The 18,397-nt window shown below is 36.7% G+C and carries 16 protein-coding genes; 5 read left to right on the top strand and 11 right to left on the bottom strand.

Translation table 11 applies throughout. The features are described 5' to 3' along the window. Positions 1-190: 190 nt before the first annotated feature. Positions 191-2,383 carry a HelD family protein gene (locus MKX47_RS02205; RefSeq protein WP_340770623.1) on the bottom strand — a complete coding sequence of 731 codons (2,193 nt, stop codon included), beginning with the start codon at positions 2,381-2,383 and terminating at the stop codon, positions 191-193. 539 nt (positions 2,384-2,922) lie between these two features. Between MKX47_RS02205 and MKX47_RS02200 the strand changes: the two genes are divergently transcribed. After that, positions 2,923-3,960, top strand: a complete 1,038-nt coding sequence (locus MKX47_RS02200) for a Cj0069 family protein (RefSeq protein WP_340770621.1) — start codon at positions 2,923-2,925, stop codon at positions 3,958-3,960. Here MKX47_RS02200 and MKX47_RS02195 read toward each other — a convergent pair. The 4 genes from MKX47_RS02195 to MKX47_RS02180 all read right to left on the bottom strand — a co-directional run bounded on the left by MKX47_RS02195 (position 3,884) and on the right by MKX47_RS02180 (position 8,358). Further along, a complete protein-coding gene (locus tag MKX47_RS02195) occupies positions 3,884-5,647 on the bottom strand; it encodes a recombinase family protein (protein ID WP_340770619.1) in 1,764 nt (587 codons plus the stop codon). The two genes, MKX47_RS02200 and MKX47_RS02195, sit on opposite strands and share 77 nt — an antisense overlap. A 67-nt stretch (positions 5,648-5,714) precedes the next feature. Further along, on the bottom strand, positions 5,715-7,184 hold the full coding sequence (locus MKX47_RS02190; protein WP_340770617.1) for a recombinase family protein: 1,470 nt from the start codon (positions 7,182-7,184) through the stop codon (positions 5,715-5,717). A 5-nt stretch (positions 7,185-7,189) separates the two neighbouring features. Further along, a complete protein-coding gene (locus tag MKX47_RS02185) occupies positions 7,190-7,363 on the bottom strand; it encodes a hypothetical protein (protein WP_340770616.1) in 174 nt (57 codons plus the stop codon). Positions 7,364-7,692: 329 nt separating this feature from the next. After that, positions 7,693-8,358, bottom strand: a complete 666-nt coding sequence (locus MKX47_RS02180; protein WP_340733564.1) for a hypothetical protein — start codon at positions 8,356-8,358, stop codon at positions 7,693-7,695. A 125-nt stretch (positions 8,359-8,483) separates the two neighbouring features. On the opposite strand from MKX47_RS02180, the gene MKX47_RS02175 reads away from it, so the two are divergent. Together MKX47_RS02175 and MKX47_RS02170 are read left to right on the top strand one after the other, a co-directional pair. Then, positions 8,484-8,912 carry a helix-turn-helix domain-containing protein gene (locus MKX47_RS02175; protein WP_340733562.1) on the top strand — a complete coding sequence of 143 codons (429 nt, stop codon included), beginning with the start codon at positions 8,484-8,486 and terminating at the stop codon, positions 8,910-8,912. A 353-nt stretch (positions 8,913-9,265) separates the two neighbouring features. After that, complete coding sequence (locus MKX47_RS02170; RefSeq protein WP_340770615.1) at positions 9,266-10,156, top strand: hypothetical protein; 891 nt, start codon at positions 9,266-9,268, stop codon at positions 10,154-10,156. Between the two features lie 54 nt (positions 10,157-10,210). On the opposite strand, the gene tnpC is transcribed toward MKX47_RS02170, so the two are convergent. From tnpC to MKX47_RS02155, 3 genes are all read right to left on the bottom strand, one after another. Next, positions 10,211-11,797: an IS66 family transposase gene (gene tnpC, locus MKX47_RS02165; RefSeq protein WP_340770614.1), complete on the bottom strand. Its 1,587-nt coding sequence runs from the start codon at positions 11,795-11,797 to the stop codon at positions 10,211-10,213. A 62-nt stretch (positions 11,798-11,859) separates the two neighbouring features. Then, complete coding sequence (gene tnpB / locus MKX47_RS02160) at positions 11,860-12,213, bottom strand: IS66 family insertion sequence element accessory protein TnpB (RefSeq protein WP_340770612.1); 354 nt, start codon at positions 12,211-12,213, stop codon at positions 11,860-11,862. Next, the gene (locus MKX47_RS02155) at positions 12,210-12,404 is read right to left on the bottom strand and encodes a hypothetical protein (RefSeq protein WP_340770610.1); all 195 of its coding nucleotides are present in this window, start codon (positions 12,402-12,404) and stop codon (positions 12,210-12,212) included. Before MKX47_RS02155 ends, tnpB begins: the two co-directional genes overlap by 4 nt. A gap of 1,117 nt (positions 12,405-13,521) precedes the next feature. Between MKX47_RS02155 and MKX47_RS02150 the strand changes: the two genes are divergently transcribed. Together MKX47_RS02150 and MKX47_RS02145 are read left to right on the top strand one after the other, a co-directional pair. Then, positions 13,522-14,325, top strand: a complete 804-nt coding sequence (locus MKX47_RS02150) for a lincosamide nucleotidyltransferase Lnu(B) (RefSeq protein ID WP_340770605.1) — start codon at positions 13,522-13,524, stop codon at positions 14,323-14,325. A 636-nt stretch (positions 14,326-14,961) separates the two neighbouring features. Continuing rightward, positions 14,962-15,687, top strand: a complete 726-nt coding sequence (locus MKX47_RS02145; RefSeq protein ID WP_340770603.1) for a Fic family protein — start codon at positions 14,962-14,964, stop codon at positions 15,685-15,687. 160 nt (positions 15,688-15,847) lie between these two features. Here the strand turns inward: MKX47_RS02145 and MKX47_RS02140 are convergent, their stop codons facing one another. The 3 genes from MKX47_RS02140 to MKX47_RS02130 all read right to left on the bottom strand — a co-directional run bounded on the left by MKX47_RS02140 (position 15,848) and on the right by MKX47_RS02130 (position 18,212). Further along, complete coding sequence (locus MKX47_RS02140; protein WP_340770601.1) at positions 15,848-16,756, bottom strand: Abi family protein; 909 nt, start codon at positions 16,754-16,756, stop codon at positions 15,848-15,850. A 134-nt stretch (positions 16,757-16,890) separates the two neighbouring features. Continuing rightward, positions 16,891-17,508: a sterol desaturase family protein gene (locus MKX47_RS02135; RefSeq protein ID WP_340770599.1), complete on the bottom strand. Its 618-nt coding sequence runs from the start codon at positions 17,506-17,508 to the stop codon at positions 16,891-16,893. A 20-nt stretch (positions 17,509-17,528) separates the two neighbouring features. After that, on the bottom strand, positions 17,529-18,212 hold the full coding sequence (locus MKX47_RS02130) for a GntR family transcriptional regulator (RefSeq protein WP_340770597.1): 684 nt from the start codon (positions 18,210-18,212) through the stop codon (positions 17,529-17,531). Positions 18,213-18,397 lie beyond the last annotated feature (185 nt).

The raw sequence follows: 18,397 nt of genomic DNA, 5'->3' as shown, positions 1-18,397 counted from the left end.
TTTCAAAATTTTATCACTTTTTAGTTTACTTTACAACAGACATGTCACTACTTAGCATATGCGAAGCGACTGTTAGTAGAATTATGACATGAATGCGTTAGGGATTACAGGGAATGTGCAAAAAATCATCGCAATATTCGCCCCTTCCCCCTTAAAAAAGTGATTGTTGTATGTTAGACGCTTTATCCCCCTAGATGTTCACTTCTTTCCGATAATACTGCGCATCAATATGGGCAAGTGCTTTTGGTAGCTGCCCTTCTGTTAGTAAAAATAGTTGACGTGTCGCGCGAGATGCAATTGTATACAGCAAATATGCATCCATGTCTTCCGCGTAAACATACGCATCAGCATCCGCTAACACAACCGTTGTAAACTCAAAGCCCTTTGCCATATAGCCCGGCATGATCAAGATGCCCTTCATATAAACCTTTTGCTTTTCGGTAATTAATTGTAGCTCTGGGATTAGCGGCTTCAAATCAGTGTACAGCCGCTCACATGTGGCTTTATTTTTACATAGGATGACAAAGCTATCATTGGCTTCATATTGGGTTTCTGCTAGCTCTTTGATGCTCCCTAGCAAATCCTTTGTTTCTATGATTTGCGGCTTGTCCCCTATGACACCTAGGGAAAGTGTTGTTGTATTATTTAAAATCGCACTCATGAAATCCGTAATTTCATTGGTAGAACGGTATGATTTGTTGAGCTCGATCACTTTAAAATGCTTCGCCAATGGATCTGCGAGCGAATCCTTCATTTGTGGGTGCACGAGCTGATTTTTGTCGCCAAGCAAGGTGTAATGGGCTTTTGGATGCAGTGCTTTAATGGCAAGTAGCTGTAAATACGAATAATCCTGAATTTCATCGATGACGATATGCTTAATCGTATTGTCGGCGTACAACCCTTTCATAACGGCCTGCAGGTACATCATCGGTGCCAAATCTTCATAATGCATGATGCGCTGCTTTAATGTTTCGGCTGTCGCTTGTGAAATAGCTTTTATCCATTGATCATTGTTTTGATGCGCGAGCGATTGCACATACATTTTGTTTAGATTGACAAAGCCAAGCTGCTGAATCGTCATTTCAAGCTTGCCGTATTTCTTTTGTAAGCGTTCATTAACTTGCTGCTCAATTTCTTTATCCGTGCCGATGTATGTTGTGACTGCCTGTAATTCCTTTAAATAGGCTTTGCGGTCCTTTGCTTTACGCTGCGCGACTTTTTCAAGTAACAGCGTCCGAATTTTCTTTAGGCGAAAGTCGATATCTAAGCCGCCAAAGCGTTCGTAAAAGAGCTCGGATAGTTTTTTCGCAGAGGCGAACAGTTCCTCACCCATTTTTAAGTTGTAAAACGGCATCCCTGCTTTTTTTACATATTCCATATAATGAAGAAGCTGCTTCACATAGCGATGCGAGCCTTTAAAGGCATAGCTTGCTCGCTCTGCTTGGCCTGCGGTGTAAAGACGTTCGATATTTTCGTAATTCGTTTCGATTTTATAGCGCGCTAGCTTTACGTCCTTTGCTAAATGAAAGTACGTGGTATGCTGTACATTTTCTTCACCGAGCTCCGGTAAAACGTTGGAAATATAATCGTTAAACAGGTCAGACGGTGAAATCAGTAAAATACTGCGGGCATTCATCGACTCGCGGTATTCATATAGTAGAAAAGCAATTCGCTGCATCGCTACTGAGGTTTTACCACTACCTGGTGGGCCAAGTACGATTAAATTATCTTTATTAGAAGAACGAATCACGAGATTTTGTTCACTTTGAATCGTTGCGACAATGGACTTCATCTTTTCCTTTGCCGTATCGGTTAATAGCCCCTGCAGCACTTCGTCACCTACATAAATATCGGCATCAAATAATTGCAATAGCTCATCGTACTTTATTTTGTATTGACGGCGCCCTTCGATTCGTACATCAATGTATTCGCCGTTCGGAATTTGGTAGCGTGACTGGCCGACCTTATTTTCATAAAAAAGGCTCGAAATCGGTGCACGCCAGTCAAAAATTAAGACGTCATCCGTTTGCTGCTCGCGGAATGTGGAAAGTCCAATATATAAATGCTCCTGCTCGCCCTGTTCATTTCCAATAGAAATACGCCCAAAATAAGGGCTTTTATATAAAATTTGCGCCTTTGCGAGCTGATCGCTTTGCTGCAAATATTCGCGCTCTCGTAATTGCATCGTTTGGAGCATTTGCGAAAATTGCACAGCGTTTTCACCCGACACATCATTAAATTCAGCAGAGGCTTGCGTGCGTTCCTCGACAATTTCGCCTTTTTGTTTTTGTAATTGCGTTTCTAAGTCTGCAATATGTTGCTTTAACAGCGCGCTCGTTTCTTTTAAATGAGCCTGTTCTTGCTGCCAAATTGTTTGTTCCATCTTCGGTCGCCTCCAAATGCTGCGAAAGTTAACACTTCATTTCACACTTTTCATAAAAATACATGCTACATCAAAATCACTTTTCATTCAATCGTTGTCCATTAACTTTTCCTTTTTTCTGTATTTCCTTCGTTATCCTCTTCATGCAACAAGCTGACACAATCTGTTCAAATTTTCGGGATTTTTATTGAAAGCAGATTTTTATGTGCCCCTATTTAAATTGACCTATTTTTGTGGATTTATTGATTTTGGACTGCTTTTGCATTTTTCATGCTTTTTCTTTTTAATTGATTTATTTCTTGTTTTTTATTCGAAAATCTTGAAATAGGCAGAATTTAATCTAGTTCGAAAATTACTATAAATATACATTTTTATACATATGTTTTTATTAATGTTGAGTATCTGACTATGCTTTCTTCGAGCGTTATCTCGACAAATGAAGCATTTATTAACAATTCCGATACATTTCCTTAACATACCAAATACTATTTCACGTTATGATGATTTTAGAATATATAATTCGAAAGGAGTAGTACATTATGAGTAAAGTCATATTTTTTGAAGTGCAAGGTGGTAGCGATAAAGGACCAGATGGATATCGCGGTGATACGATGCCCATGGTGAAGGCATTACAGCAGCGTGGACAAGAGGCAGAGGTTATTTTCTTTGAGTTAGAAAAGCGTGATGAGATTTTTAACTATGTAAAGGACAATGCGGTAGCGTATGTTTCGCGCATTAACCCTGGGAACTTAGCGCATGAGGCCGAGTACTTTGATATGCTACGTGAATTATGTGCGACAGGTGTTATTGGGATGCCACATCCGGATGCGATGATTTGCTACGGTGCAAAGGATGCATTAGTAAAGCTACGCCATACGTCACTCGTTCCTGAAGATACGTATGCCTACTATACAATCGATGAGTTTAACGCTATCTTCCCGCGCGCTCTCGCAAATGGTGAGCGTGTATTAAAGCAAAATCGCGGGTCAACAGGTGAAGGCATTTGGCGCGTACAATTAGTTGATGCATTAGAGGAAGGGACTTACATTGTGCCACTTAATGCCAAAATTAAATGCACGGAAGCCAAGGATAACCATGTGGAATACCATGAGCTTGGTGATTTCATGATATTTTGTCAGCAATACATCATTGGCGCAAACGGCATGCTTGTGGATATGCCATTTTTACCGCGCATTAAAGAGGGCGAAATCCGTTTATTCATGCTGCGCGACAAGCCGATTAATGTCGTCCACAAAAAGCCGGCTGAGGATGCCGATGCCTTTAGCGCTACCCTATTTTCAGGCGCGCACTATCGCTATGACAGCCCCGAGGAATGGTCAATATTAGTACAGGGCTTTTTAGGTCAGCTCGATGAAATCACCTCCCTACTCGGCGGCTATGATTTACCCCTGATTTGGACAGCGGATTTCATTTTAGATACCGACGAAAATGGTCAAGATACCTACATTTTAGGGGAAATGAACTGCTCTTGCGTGGGCTTCACCTCTGAGCTAGAATTGGCGCATCGTGTGGCGGAGGAGATTTTGGCTTGTGTTCATGAGAAGATGCTGGTTTAGCATTAGGTAAGGTGAACCGTATCATAAATAGAGGCAAAAAAAGTTGTAAATAAGGTGGCATTTTGTGATCGTAAGCGAATTTTGGGGATGAAAATTCATCTTCCATATTTGCTTCACGATACAAAAGGTGAAGAAGGGTAAATGTCTTCGAAACGTTTACTTCTGAAAAATCGAAGTCGAGTTCAATGGTGTCGATGGAGCGCGGTTTGCCAGTTGGCTGTTTTACCGTAATCTGTCCAATTAGTAATTGTAGTAACCGTTTCTGATGTTCTCGTGGCGCGCATTTATAAGCATCTAAAAAACGTAATAGCAACGTTTGAATCAAGTCAGGCTGTATTACTTTTGAATCGTTAGAGCTTAGTTGCGCGGTGATTTCGTTTTGTCTTTGCTCTAAATCCGTCTTTTCAGCTGTTAGTTTTTGAAGGCGCTCTTGTAGTATTGTAACGGGAAGCGTCTTTTGTTCAAAGGCATCTAAATATTGGTTTTGAAGCGACTGTATTTCGAGCAGTCGTTTTTTTATGTCCTCAAGCTCGGTAGATAAGGAATGGAGCAATTCAATAGATGTCGTGTTAAGAGCTTGTAGTTTTGAGAAAAGCTGTTGTTCGCTATGGGCAAATTGTTCAATTCGCTCAATGAGTTGCGCTTCTGCTTCATATGCTTTCGTTGAGTTCGCATGACAGGCAGATGATCCTTTGTTATGAAAGTCAGAGCAGACGTAATAACGGTATTTCTTTTTAGTGCCGTCTTTTGATTTCCACGTAGTAATGGCTGGCACCATACCTTGATTGCAAGTAGGACAGCGTAGCAGACTACTAAGTAAAAAAGGTTCGTTTGATTGGCGCTGTTTAAAGGACCTACTATTTCGTCGTGCTTGCACGATATTCCAAAGGTCGTCTGGAATAATTGCCTCATGTTTACCTTCAACAATGATTGGATTAGGGTTTTTGCCTTTTCTGCGCTTGCTATCCCAATTCTCAACTTTTGCCCAACTTACTTTACCGTTGTATATAATGTTGTCCAAAATCTGTGCAACACCATTAACCGAAAAATGATGTCCGCGCTTCGTTCGATAACCTGCCTTGTTCAAGTGATTAGCAACTGCTTTTAACCCTTTGCCTTCCGCGTATAGTTCAAAGGCTAATTTAACAATAAATGCTTCCTTTTCGTTAATGACTAACGCTTTATCGACGACGTCATAGCCGAATACGATGCCCCCATTCCAATAACCTTCATATGCGCGTTGCTTCATGCCGAGCTTTACGTTTTCTGATAGCGTATTACGTTCCATTTCAGCAATCGAAGCCATAAGCTGAACAACTAAACGTCCAATTGGGGTACCTGTATCAAAGTTTTCAGAGTAAGAAATGAATTTTACATCGTTCGCTTCAAACAAGTCTAATAACGTAAGTGTATCTAACATGTTGCGCGATAGACGTGAGATTTTCCAAACGAGCACAGCTTGGAACTTATTGTTCTCGACATCAGCAATAAGTTTTTGAATTGCAGGGCGACGTGTAATGTTTTTACCACTTATCCCTTCATCGACATATTCACCAGCAATTTCCCAACCGTATAGCTGTGCATATTGTCGTAATGTTTGTAGTTGCGCGGAAATACTATAACCTTCTGTTGCTTGTTCCTCAGTCGACACCCGACAATAAATCGCTACTTGTCTAATTTCATTCATGATAAATCCTCCTTTCACCGCCATTTTAATATGAAACGAAAAAAAGAGAAAGGATGCGCACCTTTCTCTAAATAACCTGATTTAAATACGTTAAATCAAATTTATAAATGATGTCCTTAATTGTTCGGTTCTTGGGTTTGTCACCTGGATTAACGTGGATTTTTTTAATTAAAGATTGTAAAAGAATTTTCTTATCATCATCTTTTATCATGCTGAAAAATTGTAAGAAGTCCTTCAATGAATTCGCAACAATAGTTGTTAAGAATTGTTTATCACTAAGTTTTATCTGTTGATTCAAGCTTTCTATTTGCTTTACAAGTGCTTGCTCTTCTTGCTGTAAATCGTGCATCTCCTCTTCAAAGATTTCTTCTGTGATAATGTCCCGCATGCGCCAATTTATGAGTTCTTTTCTTTTTCGCTTTAAATCTACCAAGTCTGCTTCCTGTTTCTTTATTTGCTGTTGCAAAGGCATAACTTCATTTATGGAATAGGAATGGAGTGTATTAATTAATGGCTCTATTAGATTATGCTTTTGAAGGGTAGTGAAAACTTGCTCATATACAGCTTTTTCAGCGTATTCCTTTGAGATAAGGTTTGCTAAGCAGGCAGAGGAACCGCTATTTTTGTTGCGAGAGCATTGATAATATTTATACTTCGGACTGCTGTTTCCTTGAACCATTGGCGCGCCACATTGGGGGCATCTTAATAAACCAGACAGCGGAAAGCTACCAGGGTGAATCTTTTCATGAAGATGACTATTTAATTTCATGATACTCTGAGCTTTTTCCCATAATGTCACATCTATAATAGGAGCGTGTTTGCCCTTCCTTAATTCACCGCGCCATTTCATATTCCCGATATATATAGGATTACTAAGAATGGTCTTTACAGCAAAAATGGTCCAATAATTATCTTTCTTTGTACGAATCCCTAACGTATTTAATGCAGATGCAATCTTTTTATAACCCCATTGTTCGTTTGCGTATTTATCGAAAATAAAGCTTACAACTTTTGCTTCTTCAGGGACAATCTTTAACTTTTTATTTGAGGATGTGTAGCCGTAAATGATACCGCCATTAAAATGTCCTTCCGAAGCTCTCTTTTCCATGCCTGAACTCGTCCTGAAAATAATCATATCTCTTTCCAGCTCAGCCACTAACGACATGATTTGATAGAGAATCTTTGAACGCGGGTCGCTTGTATCGATGTTATCAGCAATACAAATGAGTCGTATTTCTTCTTCGTTGAGGCGCTTATAAATGTAAAGAGCCTCTAAATTGTCGCGCGAAATACGGTCTGAGTCATATACAACGACACAATCAATTTTATTTTTCTTGTCCATAATGAACGAATATAATTCCTTAAATGCATCGCGATTTCTAAAGGATTTCGCGGATTTAGCACCTTCGTCAAAGATATGAACGAGTGTAATGTCATTAGAGTCACAGTATCTTTTAATTTCTTCGGTTTGCTTTGCGATAGAAGTGTTATCTAATTGTTTATCTGTACTTACTCGAACATAACCTACTGCACGCATATATATCACGCTCCTAATTGATCTTGTTTATGTTGTTCGCAAAGGTTTTTTTCATATTTAAGGATCATTTCTGAGAGGGTATTTAAAAAATGGCGAGCATGGTACTTTTCAAGATCGGTACCAATTAGTAATTGTTTTTCGATTTCTTCGTGGAAGTTTAGAGAAGGGGATTGTTTCATAAGAGGTCATCCTTTCGTGGAATTTATTGAGGAAGGCTAACGAAGAAAAAGCTTCAATAGCCTATGTAAGGGGGAAGGCACAAAAAACTGGCTTATTTAGAAACACATGTATTAAAATGCGCAGTTAGCCAAAAATGGGCGCAAAAATCCCAGTGAGCTATCAAGCATTTTAAGTAAAAACATGTATCTAAATAAACCAGTTAAAATATACAAAAACCATAAAAAAATCATATGTTAAATGTCTATATGCAATTTTATAATTGTAATTTTAAAAAAATTTTTTCATTTGTCAATAGAAAAACTGTCCGAGAAATGTCTATGCATTAGAATTAAAGTTTAGTCTGGAGTTCTATACTTTGAATGCTTTCGATAGGCATAGAGATGGTTATGTCACTTATATCACCAATATCCAGGTCAATACTCGGGTCATTAATAGGTGAGTTTATTAAAAGTCTATATTCAGATTGAAAATCATACTCTCTTGGTTTACGAAAAGCTCCCCATTCGCCATTAACCTCATTAACATCGACATATTCAACAAGACCTCGGCTATAACCTATACCTAATTGCTTGTTGAGAGCAGATTCAAATCTATTAAGAAATTCTTTAAAATCCGTTATATATACAGCGGTGTCACCAAAAGTTTGAACTTTAGGATCGATTAAAAATGTTCTATTGGATGTTAAAAATGATTCTACAATTTCTTCTGTAAGCGCATATAAGCAAAAAATAGGATTCTTGGAAGATGAATTTTTATAAGTACGTATTGGTCCCACTAAGTCATTGCTATCTAACTCATAATTTCCAATAACTATTTTGTTTTGTGCTGGCGAAAGAACCATATGAGCGCCCTCATATTTATCTCCGCGCTTTGCATTATCATGTTTTTTTTCAAAGTCTTGAAACTGTTTAAGTTGCTTAAAATGTATTTTTCCTTTTTGAAATTCATCCATCCACTTTCGATTTCCGAATTTGATAATAGCATGAATATACATAAAACATCTCCTAATTTATATGTTTCATTTCTATTTAGAAGTTATAAAAAACTTTAATCTAATTAAAATATAAAAACACAAATATTGGAATACCAGATCGGTATATGTTAGGGGGAATCAAAGATATGAAAGCGGTAAAAGTATTTGATGAAGCATTTGCGGAGAAATTGAAACGTTTGCGTAAAGCACGTGGCATGACGTTGCAACAATTGAGCGCGGCGACAGGAATTAGCCCCTCGTATATTTCACGCTTGGAGCGCAGCGAAAAGCAGTGTCCGTCTTTTCCAATTTTGATGGAGCTGTCGCGCGCGCTCAAGGTAGATTTAATGACCTTGGCAGAAGGGTTAGCTGAGCAGGAGGGAGTCTTGGATCTTTACTCATTAATGTTTAAGTCGCCGTTACGAGTGGCAGATAAGATTTTGACGAGAGAAGAAACAATGATGGTATTGAACATGATAGAAAGGATAGTTGAATTTGAATGGAGCAGAGAATCGCAGTGGCATGAACTTTCTGAGTTAGGTAATGCAATTAATAAGTTGAAGAATTTAAAATGACTTCTATGCCGAGGACGGTATGTTCTCGGTCTTTTTTGTATTGAACAGTGTCCGACATTAGAAGGGCTTTTCAAATAATAAATTGTATGTATAATGTCTTTTGAAAACCTCTAAATTCCCACAATCATAATTTATCCCTTTCATTTTTATTCTCATATATATTTGTTCGTTGAAAATGGCATATTGATTTGGCGCGACAAGCTTCATTATTAGCGGTGCTTTGTGTCCTCGTGCGCACGTTCTCGTGAAGAATAAATATATTTGAATTGGGAAAAAAATAAACTCCTAAATACTATGAAATCACAGAGTTAGATAAACCTAATTACATACTAATAGATTAGGAGTGATCACATATGATTCATACTTTTTTAATGAAGTTTCCAATTACTGATGAAGATGTAAACGTAGCGCAAATTAAATTTGGAACGGATTACAAACATTTAAATCAATATTTCCAAAAGGTATACGGTGAATACTTTAATTTTGCGTTAGTCCCTCAAATCACAAAAGGACATGGGAGATGGTATTTATCATTGTTTGTTGATGCGGTGGCGCTGTTACAAAAATCTGACATAACTGAAACGGATTACAGGGAGATCAAGTTAAATATACTTGAGTGCTTAATACTGTTGTTTAATCACGCAACGCATTACGATTCTCACATACTCGCGAGATTAGACTACCGATTCGATGTAACAATTGAAAATAAACAATTGCGCAAGTTATATTTCCATTTAATTAAGAAACATGTTGAAAAATACCGTCATCAAATAAAGTGTACAGGTAAGAAAAATGCTTCAGGTGAATTCGAAGACTTTAATACGACGGTTTATCATAATTCGCAATCGGTAGTAACAACTGCGTATGATAAAGAAGCTGAAAGGTTTGCAAAGCGCTGTAAACTTCAACCTTATGAAAAAGACGTAATACGTTTTGAAGTAAGGCTTCTTTATAATCACTTATACTATAAGGCAAGTAAGAGATGTAAAACCCCTATTCCAATGAAATTGGAAAGCTACTTCAAAGAAAGTGTTTACTATTCTTACTTGAAATCCTATCTTTTAAGTATTTATCCTCAAGGAGATTATTATAAATATGCATATGCCGAAAAGTGGATCGGCTACGCGCCACTAAAAGCTACTGATAAAGCGCTTCTTAAAGAATTCCTTAAAAAGTCCGCCTATAAAAGTTTATCGACAGCAAAACGTTCCGTAAGCCCGAATTCAAAAAACAAGCGCACCTGACTGCACGCACGACAAATAGCCAGCTTTCTGACGTTTTTTTCAGAAAGCTGGCTATTATGCTGCTTTGATTTTGGCACATGTTGCTTGAATTTTAGCCGACCAAGGCATGTACTCTTGTAATAATTCAGGTTGCTGGTGAATTGGTAAATTCGGCAGTTCCGTTAAAAGCTTTACCAGGTATTGATAGAAATCAATTCCGTTTGCTTTTGCTGTTTCCGCTAAACTCAAACAAATCGCATTCGCTTTTGCACCCGCCTCACTTACAGAGAAGAGCCAATTTTTTCGACCGATTACCGTTGGACGAATCGCATTTTCTGCTGGGTTATTATCAATTTCGATCTGCCCATTATACAGGAAGGCTTTCAGCTCTTTTCTTCTATTCAACGTATACTCGGTTGCCGTAGCTAATGCATTTTTACCAAAGAACTGTGACTTTTCAAGCCAGCCAAAAAACTTACGAATAACCTTTCTTGCATATCGCCATCGCATTTTTTGTCGTTGCTTCGGTGGTAGTCCTTTGAATTTTTGTTCTAATACATAGAGTTTGTTGCAGTAAGCCAAGCCAATACGCCCATTCTTGCTTTCAACCTTTCCCCAATAGCGTCGAACGTGCGCCCAACAGTTAGCGAACGTAATGTTGGATAACTTATCATAGGCAGCGTAACCATCACAAATAACCGTGCCTTTAAAGTCAGCCAAATAGTTCTCCAATACCGTTCGACTTCTCGTTAATGCATGCTCAAATAGAATAACCACTGGCCCCTCTGTTGGAACGGATCGGAATACCCAGTTATACGCATTTGATTGTGGACGTTTTCCATCGGAACGATTTAATACTTTAGCAACCGTTTCATCAATATGAAGCAGTGTTTTGGCCGAAAGGACATTTTTCATTTCCTCGTAAATTGGCAATAGCCAATCTTCAGCTACACGAATGACCCAATTCGAAAGATTTTTATCATTCGTGATTAATCCTGCACGTGTCCACTCTTTGACTTGACGATAAAGCGGTAGATAAAGCGAGAATTTATCATAAATTACTTTTGCCAACACCGTTGGCCCTGCAATGCTACGAGGAATCGCCGCCGTTGGCGCTTTTCCGCGTTGAATAAACGAACTTTGCTCGTTATCTTTTTTACATTGCTTACACTCATAGGCATGCTCAATATGCTGCACGCGCACCAACTTAGCTGGAATAAATGTTGCTTCTTCCCGAGCAATTGTGGAGCCAATTTTTTGTAGTTGATTTTGGCAACAGTCACATTCGAGATTGGTTGGATGATGGTGAATTTCCTCTACTTCCACACCTTCTATGAATGAATCATTGCGCTTTTTCTTTTTATTTAAACGGGTCACTGTATAGGTTACAGTTTCCGTGCTTTGTTCTTCTGTTTGCTCAGAATCATTAAAAGATGGGTCATCCTCAAATAGCGAGACTTGCCCATCGGGTGCTTGGTATTTTGACTTCTCTGAGCGTGAACCATAAATCATTTTTGTTAATTGGCGAACTTGTTCAGATAAGTATTTATTTTGGGCGAACGATGCATCTAATTTTTTCGAAAGCTCTTGATTTTGTTGTTTCATAAAAGCGAGTTGTTCTTCTAATAACTGAATTATTTTTTCAGTTGCTTCTGCACTCATCTGATTCACCACATTTCCGTTCGAATAATATGAGGTTAATTATACCATTTGGAAGGTTAGGATTAAAAGGCACCTTTTGCAGATTTTAAAATCGCTTTTGGTTGTTGAAGAGATAAGCCTTCTAATAACCAACGCAATTCCTGTTGAGAGAGATTGCGCACTTCTTTTTCATTTTTCGGCCATTGTAATCGGCCACTGTCTAGCCTTTTATAAAGCAACGCAAAGCCATCCCCATCAAAATAAAGACACTTATAGCGGTCCTTACTTGTACCTGAAAATAAAAAAATCGAGTCACTAAAAGGATCGAGTTCAAATGAATCTTGAACGAGGGTCGCTAGACCATCAATCCCTTTACGCATGTCTGTTTTTCCACAGACAATATAAATATTTTGCACACGCGTAAAATCGTGCTTCATTTTTGAATCAGCTCCTTTATCACGGCTTGAATGATGCGCTCCTCTACACCATTGAAAAAGGAAATTTCAGCCGCAGCGGTTTTAATCACACAGCTTGGCCCAGCTGCATGTGGGAAAGAAGACATCGAAGATTGTTTGGTTGGCAGAGGATCCAGATAAACTGGCACAATTGTCGGTTGATTCGTTGGCATAAAAAAGCACCTCCTTAAATTGATACGTTTATCGTACCGGAGGTGCCAGGGTGTTTATATGCGTTATTTGATTGGGGGCTTACAACGTTCCTACTCAAAATACGTTTATAATAAAATGCTAAATTATTTAGGCGACTTAAATATAAACCCTATCACGATTCCAAAGAACTATCCTCAAGCTCCACGTCACTTTAAAAACCCATTGAATGACTTATACACGAAGTTTAAATAACAACTGCTATTTGGTTGAAATATGCGATTCTGTTCCAAATGAAATCGGAAATCTATTCGCGGTTAAACTTGTATGCGAATTATATTGTGACTGTATTATTCGTAATAATATATTTATGTATTGATTTAAAGTAGATGTGCGAATAGAACTGTAATTAGATAAGCAATTACTGTTTGAATATAATCGTAAAGTTATTCATGAATATATTTGCCAGTGAGTTGTATTGCAATTGTATTCATAATCGCAATATGTTTGCGCATCTATTTCAAATTAGATTAGTGATTATAATTGTTATTCGATTAGACATTTGCATATATTTGTATTCACAAACTGTGAGAAGTAAAAAAAATATTAGTTGAACAAATTGTGTGAGAATTGAAATTCGTTTAGAAGGCAACAGTATAGAAATTGAAAGGAACAATATAATGAGAAGTTTAATCAAAATCGGTTAGTAAAGAATGTTGATAGCGACTTCGATGAATTCATAAAGAAAAATCGATTAAAATAAGTTAAAGAGGAACCCACTTAAACTATAGGGGCAATAGAGTTTAAGTATATTTCTTCACAGTTTGTAGTTTTGATTGTTAGCTACTATAACTTGAATTCTTAATTTAGAGATGTTAAAATTGTTATACTATAAATGAAAGGAATGATGGGTGGACAATGAAGAACTAACCTAATTTTTCAGAATTTGAAATAGCATATTTCAGATTAAAAAATTTAGGATTAGTCTGCCCATTTTTCTATATACTATATTACTTTAATGCTAAATAGCTAAATGGCTTTATTTGAGTATGGTAAAAATGCTATTTGACTAATCCTTCCAAAATCATTTGGGAGGATTTTTTATTCTCCCTAAACTAAATTAAGAAAGAGGAGATTAAATTGTTAAAACAAAAAGAACTAATAGCAAGGGTTAAGAAACTGGTCGAGTTAGATAAAAACATATCTGCTTGTATGATGTATGGCTCTTTTACAAAAGGAGAGGGCGATCAATACTCTGATATAGAATTTTATGTTTTCCTAAAAGATGACACGGTTTCCACTTTTGATTCAGCAAAATGGCTATATGAAGTCGCTCCATACTCATTACTCTACCAAAATGAGTACGGTACGGAAGTAGTGATTTTTGAAAATCTAATACGTGGTGAATTTCATTTCCTTTCTGAAAGGGAAATGAATATCATTCCTTCGTTCAAAGAAACGGGTTTCTTTCCTGATACAAAATCTATGTTCATTTATGATGAAACAGGACAATTAGAGCAGTATTTATCAGGATTAGGCGGTTCAGGGCCAAAAAGACTGACAGAAGAAAACGTTAATTTTTTATTGAATAATTTTTCTAACCTATGGTTGATGGGGATTAATGTTCTCAAAAGAGGAGAATACGCTCGTTCGTTGGAACTTCTATCACAATTCCAAAAAAGCATTCTGCAACTCATTCGAATAGTGGAAGAAAACGCTGATAACTGGCTCAATATGACTAAAAATCTTGAAAAGGAAATTAGTTCTGAAAGCTATGAAAAGTTTAGAAAGACTACTGCTCGATTAGAGAAATCAGAACTACACGAAGCGTACAAAAATTCCTTACTCTTCATTATAGAACTGTATAAACTTCTTGAAAGACGATATCAACTAACTGTTAGCAATGATTTTTTCGAAAAACTGTTACATTATATGAATGAATAGAAAAAGTCCTTATTGTACTAACAGTGATTCTTTATATAGAAGAAAACAAACAACGAGCTTGTGGTTGCAAGCTCGTTTAGTTTGTGTTTTGCCTCTTAAATTGTCACGGTGAACCGTATCATAAGTAAGTGAAGTTTTTGAAAAGAGCTTAAAGGACATAAATAATCAATGTTCTCTAAGCTCTTTTGTTATCTAATAAAGGGCTCATTTATTTGCTGCAACGTTGTTTCTGCGACAGCTTCCTTGTAAATGCCCTATCTTCTGTAGCTACATGTTTAACAGCCTATTAGTGCACATTTGCATCTGTTGAGGTAAATATTGAGTAGATTGAAACACGAACGTTAGATGAAGTCGCTTCATTTGATTGGCACAACAAAAAGACATTTAAATCGTATATTAAAAAGTGGAGTGAAGAAGAAGTCATTATTCGACATGGAGATACGCTTCAAATTTTAAATTTGGAAAAGATAAAGTAATATTCAAATGATGTAAGATTTGAATGATAAATAAAATCCATACTTAGATATATTATGCGAACTGTATCGTTTTAGAATTTTCTCATTAGAAATAGACAAAAAGAGATTAACATATAATATGATAATTAATAAACATTCATCTATAAAGGAGATGAAAATTTTGTTCAAACAAATGGATTTAAAGAAACAGCAGTTGGATGTAAAAAGGCCACTACCGAAATATACCGTACAAAGCCTACGTGAAAAGTTATTTTTAGAATGGACGTATAACTCAAATGCGATCGAGGGCAATACCTTAACTATTAATGAAACAAAGGTCGTACTTGAAGGCATTACGGTTGGTGGTAAGACGATGAGAGAACATTTAGAAGTCATCAATCACCGAGATGCGATTTCTTATGTTGAAGATGTCGTGCATAAAGAAGAGCCTTTTTCAGAATGGCAAGTTAAAAACTTACATCGACTTGTTTTAAAAGGGATTGATGATAGCTATGCGGGTGTTTACCGAGATCAGCAAGTCTTTATTTCAGGGGCTGCTCATACACCGCCACCACCCTTTAAAATTCAAGAGCAAATGGATGCTTTAATGACTTGGTATGACGGAGAAGCGCAAAATTTACATCCCATTGTACGAGGTGCTATGCTACATGCAATTTTTGTTGGGATCCATCCATTTATTGATGGCAATGGGCGTATGTCTCGCCTTTTATTAAACTTAGGATTAATGAAATCAGGTTATCCCCCAATTGTTATTCGTGTCGAAAATCGTTTAGCGTACTACAATGCTTTAGATAAGGCACATACAACCGAGAATTACGAGGAATTTGTTGAACTTGTCGCAAAGGAAGTTGAAGCTTCGTTAAATTTATATTTGAGTGCGGTTTGAAACTGCCATTTACTTAGGTTTCGGTAAATTGTGTCGTAGGTAGATGCGAAAAAAAAACTAAGGCCGATTTTCTTTTTAGAAAATCAGCCTTTACAAATCGCGTACGGATTTTTTCATGTACTTTATTATATGTTTAAAACAGATTTAAATGCAAGTAATTTTATTTAGGCAAGATAATTTTGCAGAAAAATGTATAGATAGAATGAAGTTGATTATGTTTTAAATATAAATCATTATTTCTTCTTGCTCGAAGTAAAAATTTATAGATTTCTTTTTTTCTTTCTGATTTTGTTCTACCTTTAGGCATTAACTGATCATAGATAATATAGAGAACTGTCATATCATAAATTCTGAAATTGTTTAGTTTCTTTTTAGCGGAAGTTTTATTACGGATTCTTTTGTATACATATGTAGTAACGAGTTCACTACTATCAAATTGCTCAATATCTTCAACAATTTCATTTAAAAGAGAAGAACTATGAGCAGCTGTGTTTCTTATATTTTTAATTGAATATAGATTCTTACTTAAATAATGATATTCGGATTCGGCATTACGCTTTAAATAAAACTCAACAAAATCAATAAGAGTCCCAAAAGACATTGTTTCAAAAGCAACCCAGATAGGTGTATGTGCTTTATATTTTTCGTAAAGCGTGGAACTGTACTTGGAGTATTTTGAATAGCCGAGTATGTCTTTTTTTCTTTTAGTTGGGTCTTTAGATGTTGCTATAAATGTATCAATAATAGAATACCCATCTTCTGTAAGATTATTGGTGATTTCAGCAAGTATTATAGTTTTAATTCTATGTTCTAAATCTAAAGCCATTTTCATTAAGAGGTAGCGTAATTGCATATCTAAAGATGCTAAATCGCTTAATAATTCGAAAGAAACATTAGTATATTGGTCTTTATTGTTTTTAGTGAAGTTTTTTCTATAAGAGATAAGCTTAAAAAAATAATTATTTTTAGACAGAAAAGATACAATATCTTCTGTACCTGATGTATATGTAATACCTTTACGATCAAAATAATCTATCATATCTTGAAATCTATAAATAGGAGTATCCATTTTATCACCTCTTAAAATCAATTATACCTTAAGAATACGATAAAGAAAAAACAAAGTGCCAGTCCTGATGTGGGCTGGCACAGTTTTAGTATAAATGAACCTTCTTGCATGCATTACTTTTATAATTCGCCCCTCTATTCCCCACGTTTCTCTAAGTTTTTAGCCGTTTTACTTTGCGCAACATCCTTTTGGTTTTTAAAGGTCCCCATGAGATAATCATAGGCTGGGTTCGTAACACCATACCAGTAATTCTCATTTTTGAAATGATGCAATAAATGAACTTTTTTCATCCAACGCCCCCATGGTGAGATTGGCTGTAGGGGGCGATGCGCGATGTAATGCTTCCACTCATAATATAATAAAAAGAACATAATCCCTGCAGTAAATGCATTCGTCATGACAACGCTAGAGGAAATCACATAAAAAATGGCCGCTGCCACTGCAATGTTCGGCACACTATACCATAAAGGTAAAAATAATAAATGCAATTCATTTGGATTGGCATGGTGGTCATAATGTAAACGTTTTAGGATTTTTAACAGAAATGCATTTTTTGGTGGCTTTAGATGAAAAACAAATCTGTGTATCAAATACTCCGCTAAGGAATACATAATCATGCCAAGAATAAAGGTACCCAAAATAATAATTGAGGTGAAATTTAACAGCATATAGCCAAAGCTAATGAGGAACAGACAGCTCATGATTAATATATCAGGATAAGAAAAATATTCTTTCATATATTTCAATTTCATTTACCATACCTCCAGCGTTTTTATTTTTTTCGATTTTTCCAGAGAGCCAAGCTTTTTTCCATTGTTGTCTTCGTTAACTGCTCCACCTCCATCGCATCTCCCTTTAACGCAGCTTTTAATAATTCATGATAATAATTGAAGGACAGCTCTCGATGATCCTTTACAGAAAAATAGATTTCCGCCATATCTAGATAAATGGAATCGAAGCTATTTAAGATGAGTAGATAGATTGGATTGACGGCAAGGGCAGCACATCTTTTTTGCAACGCCCAATCAAATGCTGCATAGCTTTCTGCCCGATCCTCAAGCTGCTCTAGATTGGCCAAAAGCGCAACGACCTTAGGCTGATTAAACGTAACCGCATCCCGAATATAAGCGGGCGTCAAAGAACTTCGTAATTCTAATAAATACAAGATAAATTCATCTGTTATCGTTTGGTGATTCTCAATAATATTCACAAGAGTCGTAATATTGCCATCGTGCCAGTAATCATTTACAACCGCGGGCATTCCTGTTCTCCCCTCTATCCATCCTCCCCTTTCTAAACGTTGAAGTGCCTCCCGAATCGTTGGACGGCCAACAGCAAATTCCTTTGCAAGCTCCCTTTCCGGCGGCAACGTACTTCCTACAGCGTAAATACCATCCAATATGGCTTTAATTAATACGCTCGCAATTTTATCTGAAGACCGTTCTTTTTCTTTCAATTCCTCTTCCCCTTTGCTTTTGGTAATACAATTAAAATTCATTGGTAATACCAAAAATTATATACGAAGTTAGAATTTTCTGTCAATAGAAGGGCTGATTTTTCTAACGGGAAAAGAAAAAACCACTAACAACGTTTTTAGTGGTTTTACAATAGAAATAATTTTTAAGAAACATGGTTTTTCAG

Source organism: Solibacillus sp. FSL R7-0668, assembly GCF_038006205.1.
Taxonomy (GTDB): domain Bacteria; phylum Bacillota; class Bacilli; order Bacillales_A; family Planococcaceae; genus Solibacillus.
Note: the sequence above shows the minus strand (reverse complement) of the source record. Positions and strands in the feature narration are given on the sequence as shown.

Bases quoted from the DNA above. Each gene is read 5' to 3' on its own strand.
- MKX47_RS02155 (WP_340770610.1), bottom strand. From the start codon at position 12,404: ATGCCAACGAATCAACCGACAATTGTGCCAGTTTATCTGGATCCTCTG.
- MKX47_RS02140 (WP_340770601.1), bottom strand. From the start codon at position 16,756: ATGGATACTCCTATTTATAGATTTCAAGATATGATAGATTATTTTGAT.
- MKX47_RS02175 (WP_340733562.1), top strand. From the start codon at position 8,484: ATGAAAGCGGTAAAAGTATTTGATGAAGCATTTGCGGAGAAATTGAAA.
- MKX47_RS02190 (WP_340770617.1), bottom strand. From the start codon at position 7,184: ATGCGTGCAGTAGGTTATGTTCGAGTAAGTACAGATAAACAATTAGAT.
- MKX47_RS02200 (WP_340770621.1), top strand. From the start codon at position 2,923: ATGAGTAAAGTCATATTTTTTGAAGTGCAAGGTGGTAGCGATAAAGGA.
- MKX47_RS02185 (WP_340770616.1), bottom strand. From the start codon at position 7,363: ATGAAACAATCCCCTTCTCTAAACTTCCACGAAGAAATCGAAAAACAA.
- tnpC (WP_340770614.1), bottom strand. From the start codon at position 11,797: ATGAGTGCAGAAGCAACTGAAAAAATAATTCAGTTATTAGAAGAACAA.
- MKX47_RS02135 (WP_340770599.1), bottom strand. From the start codon at position 17,508: ATGAAATTGAAATATATGAAAGAATATTTTTCTTATCCTGATATATTA.
- MKX47_RS02195 (WP_340770619.1), bottom strand. From the start codon at position 5,647: ATGAATGAAATTAGACAAGTAGCGATTTATTGTCGGGTGTCGACTGAG.
- MKX47_RS02180 (WP_340733564.1), bottom strand. From the start codon at position 8,358: ATGTATATTCATGCTATTATCAAATTCGGAAATCGAAAGTGGATGGAT.
- tnpB (WP_340770612.1), bottom strand. From the start codon at position 12,213: ATGAAGCACGATTTTACGCGTGTGCAAAATATTTATATTGTCTGTGGA.
- MKX47_RS02170 (WP_340770615.1), top strand. From the start codon at position 9,266: ATGATTCATACTTTTTTAATGAAGTTTCCAATTACTGATGAAGATGTA.
- MKX47_RS02205 (WP_340770623.1), bottom strand. From the start codon at position 2,383: ATGGAACAAACAATTTGGCAGCAAGAACAGGCTCATTTAAAAGAAACG.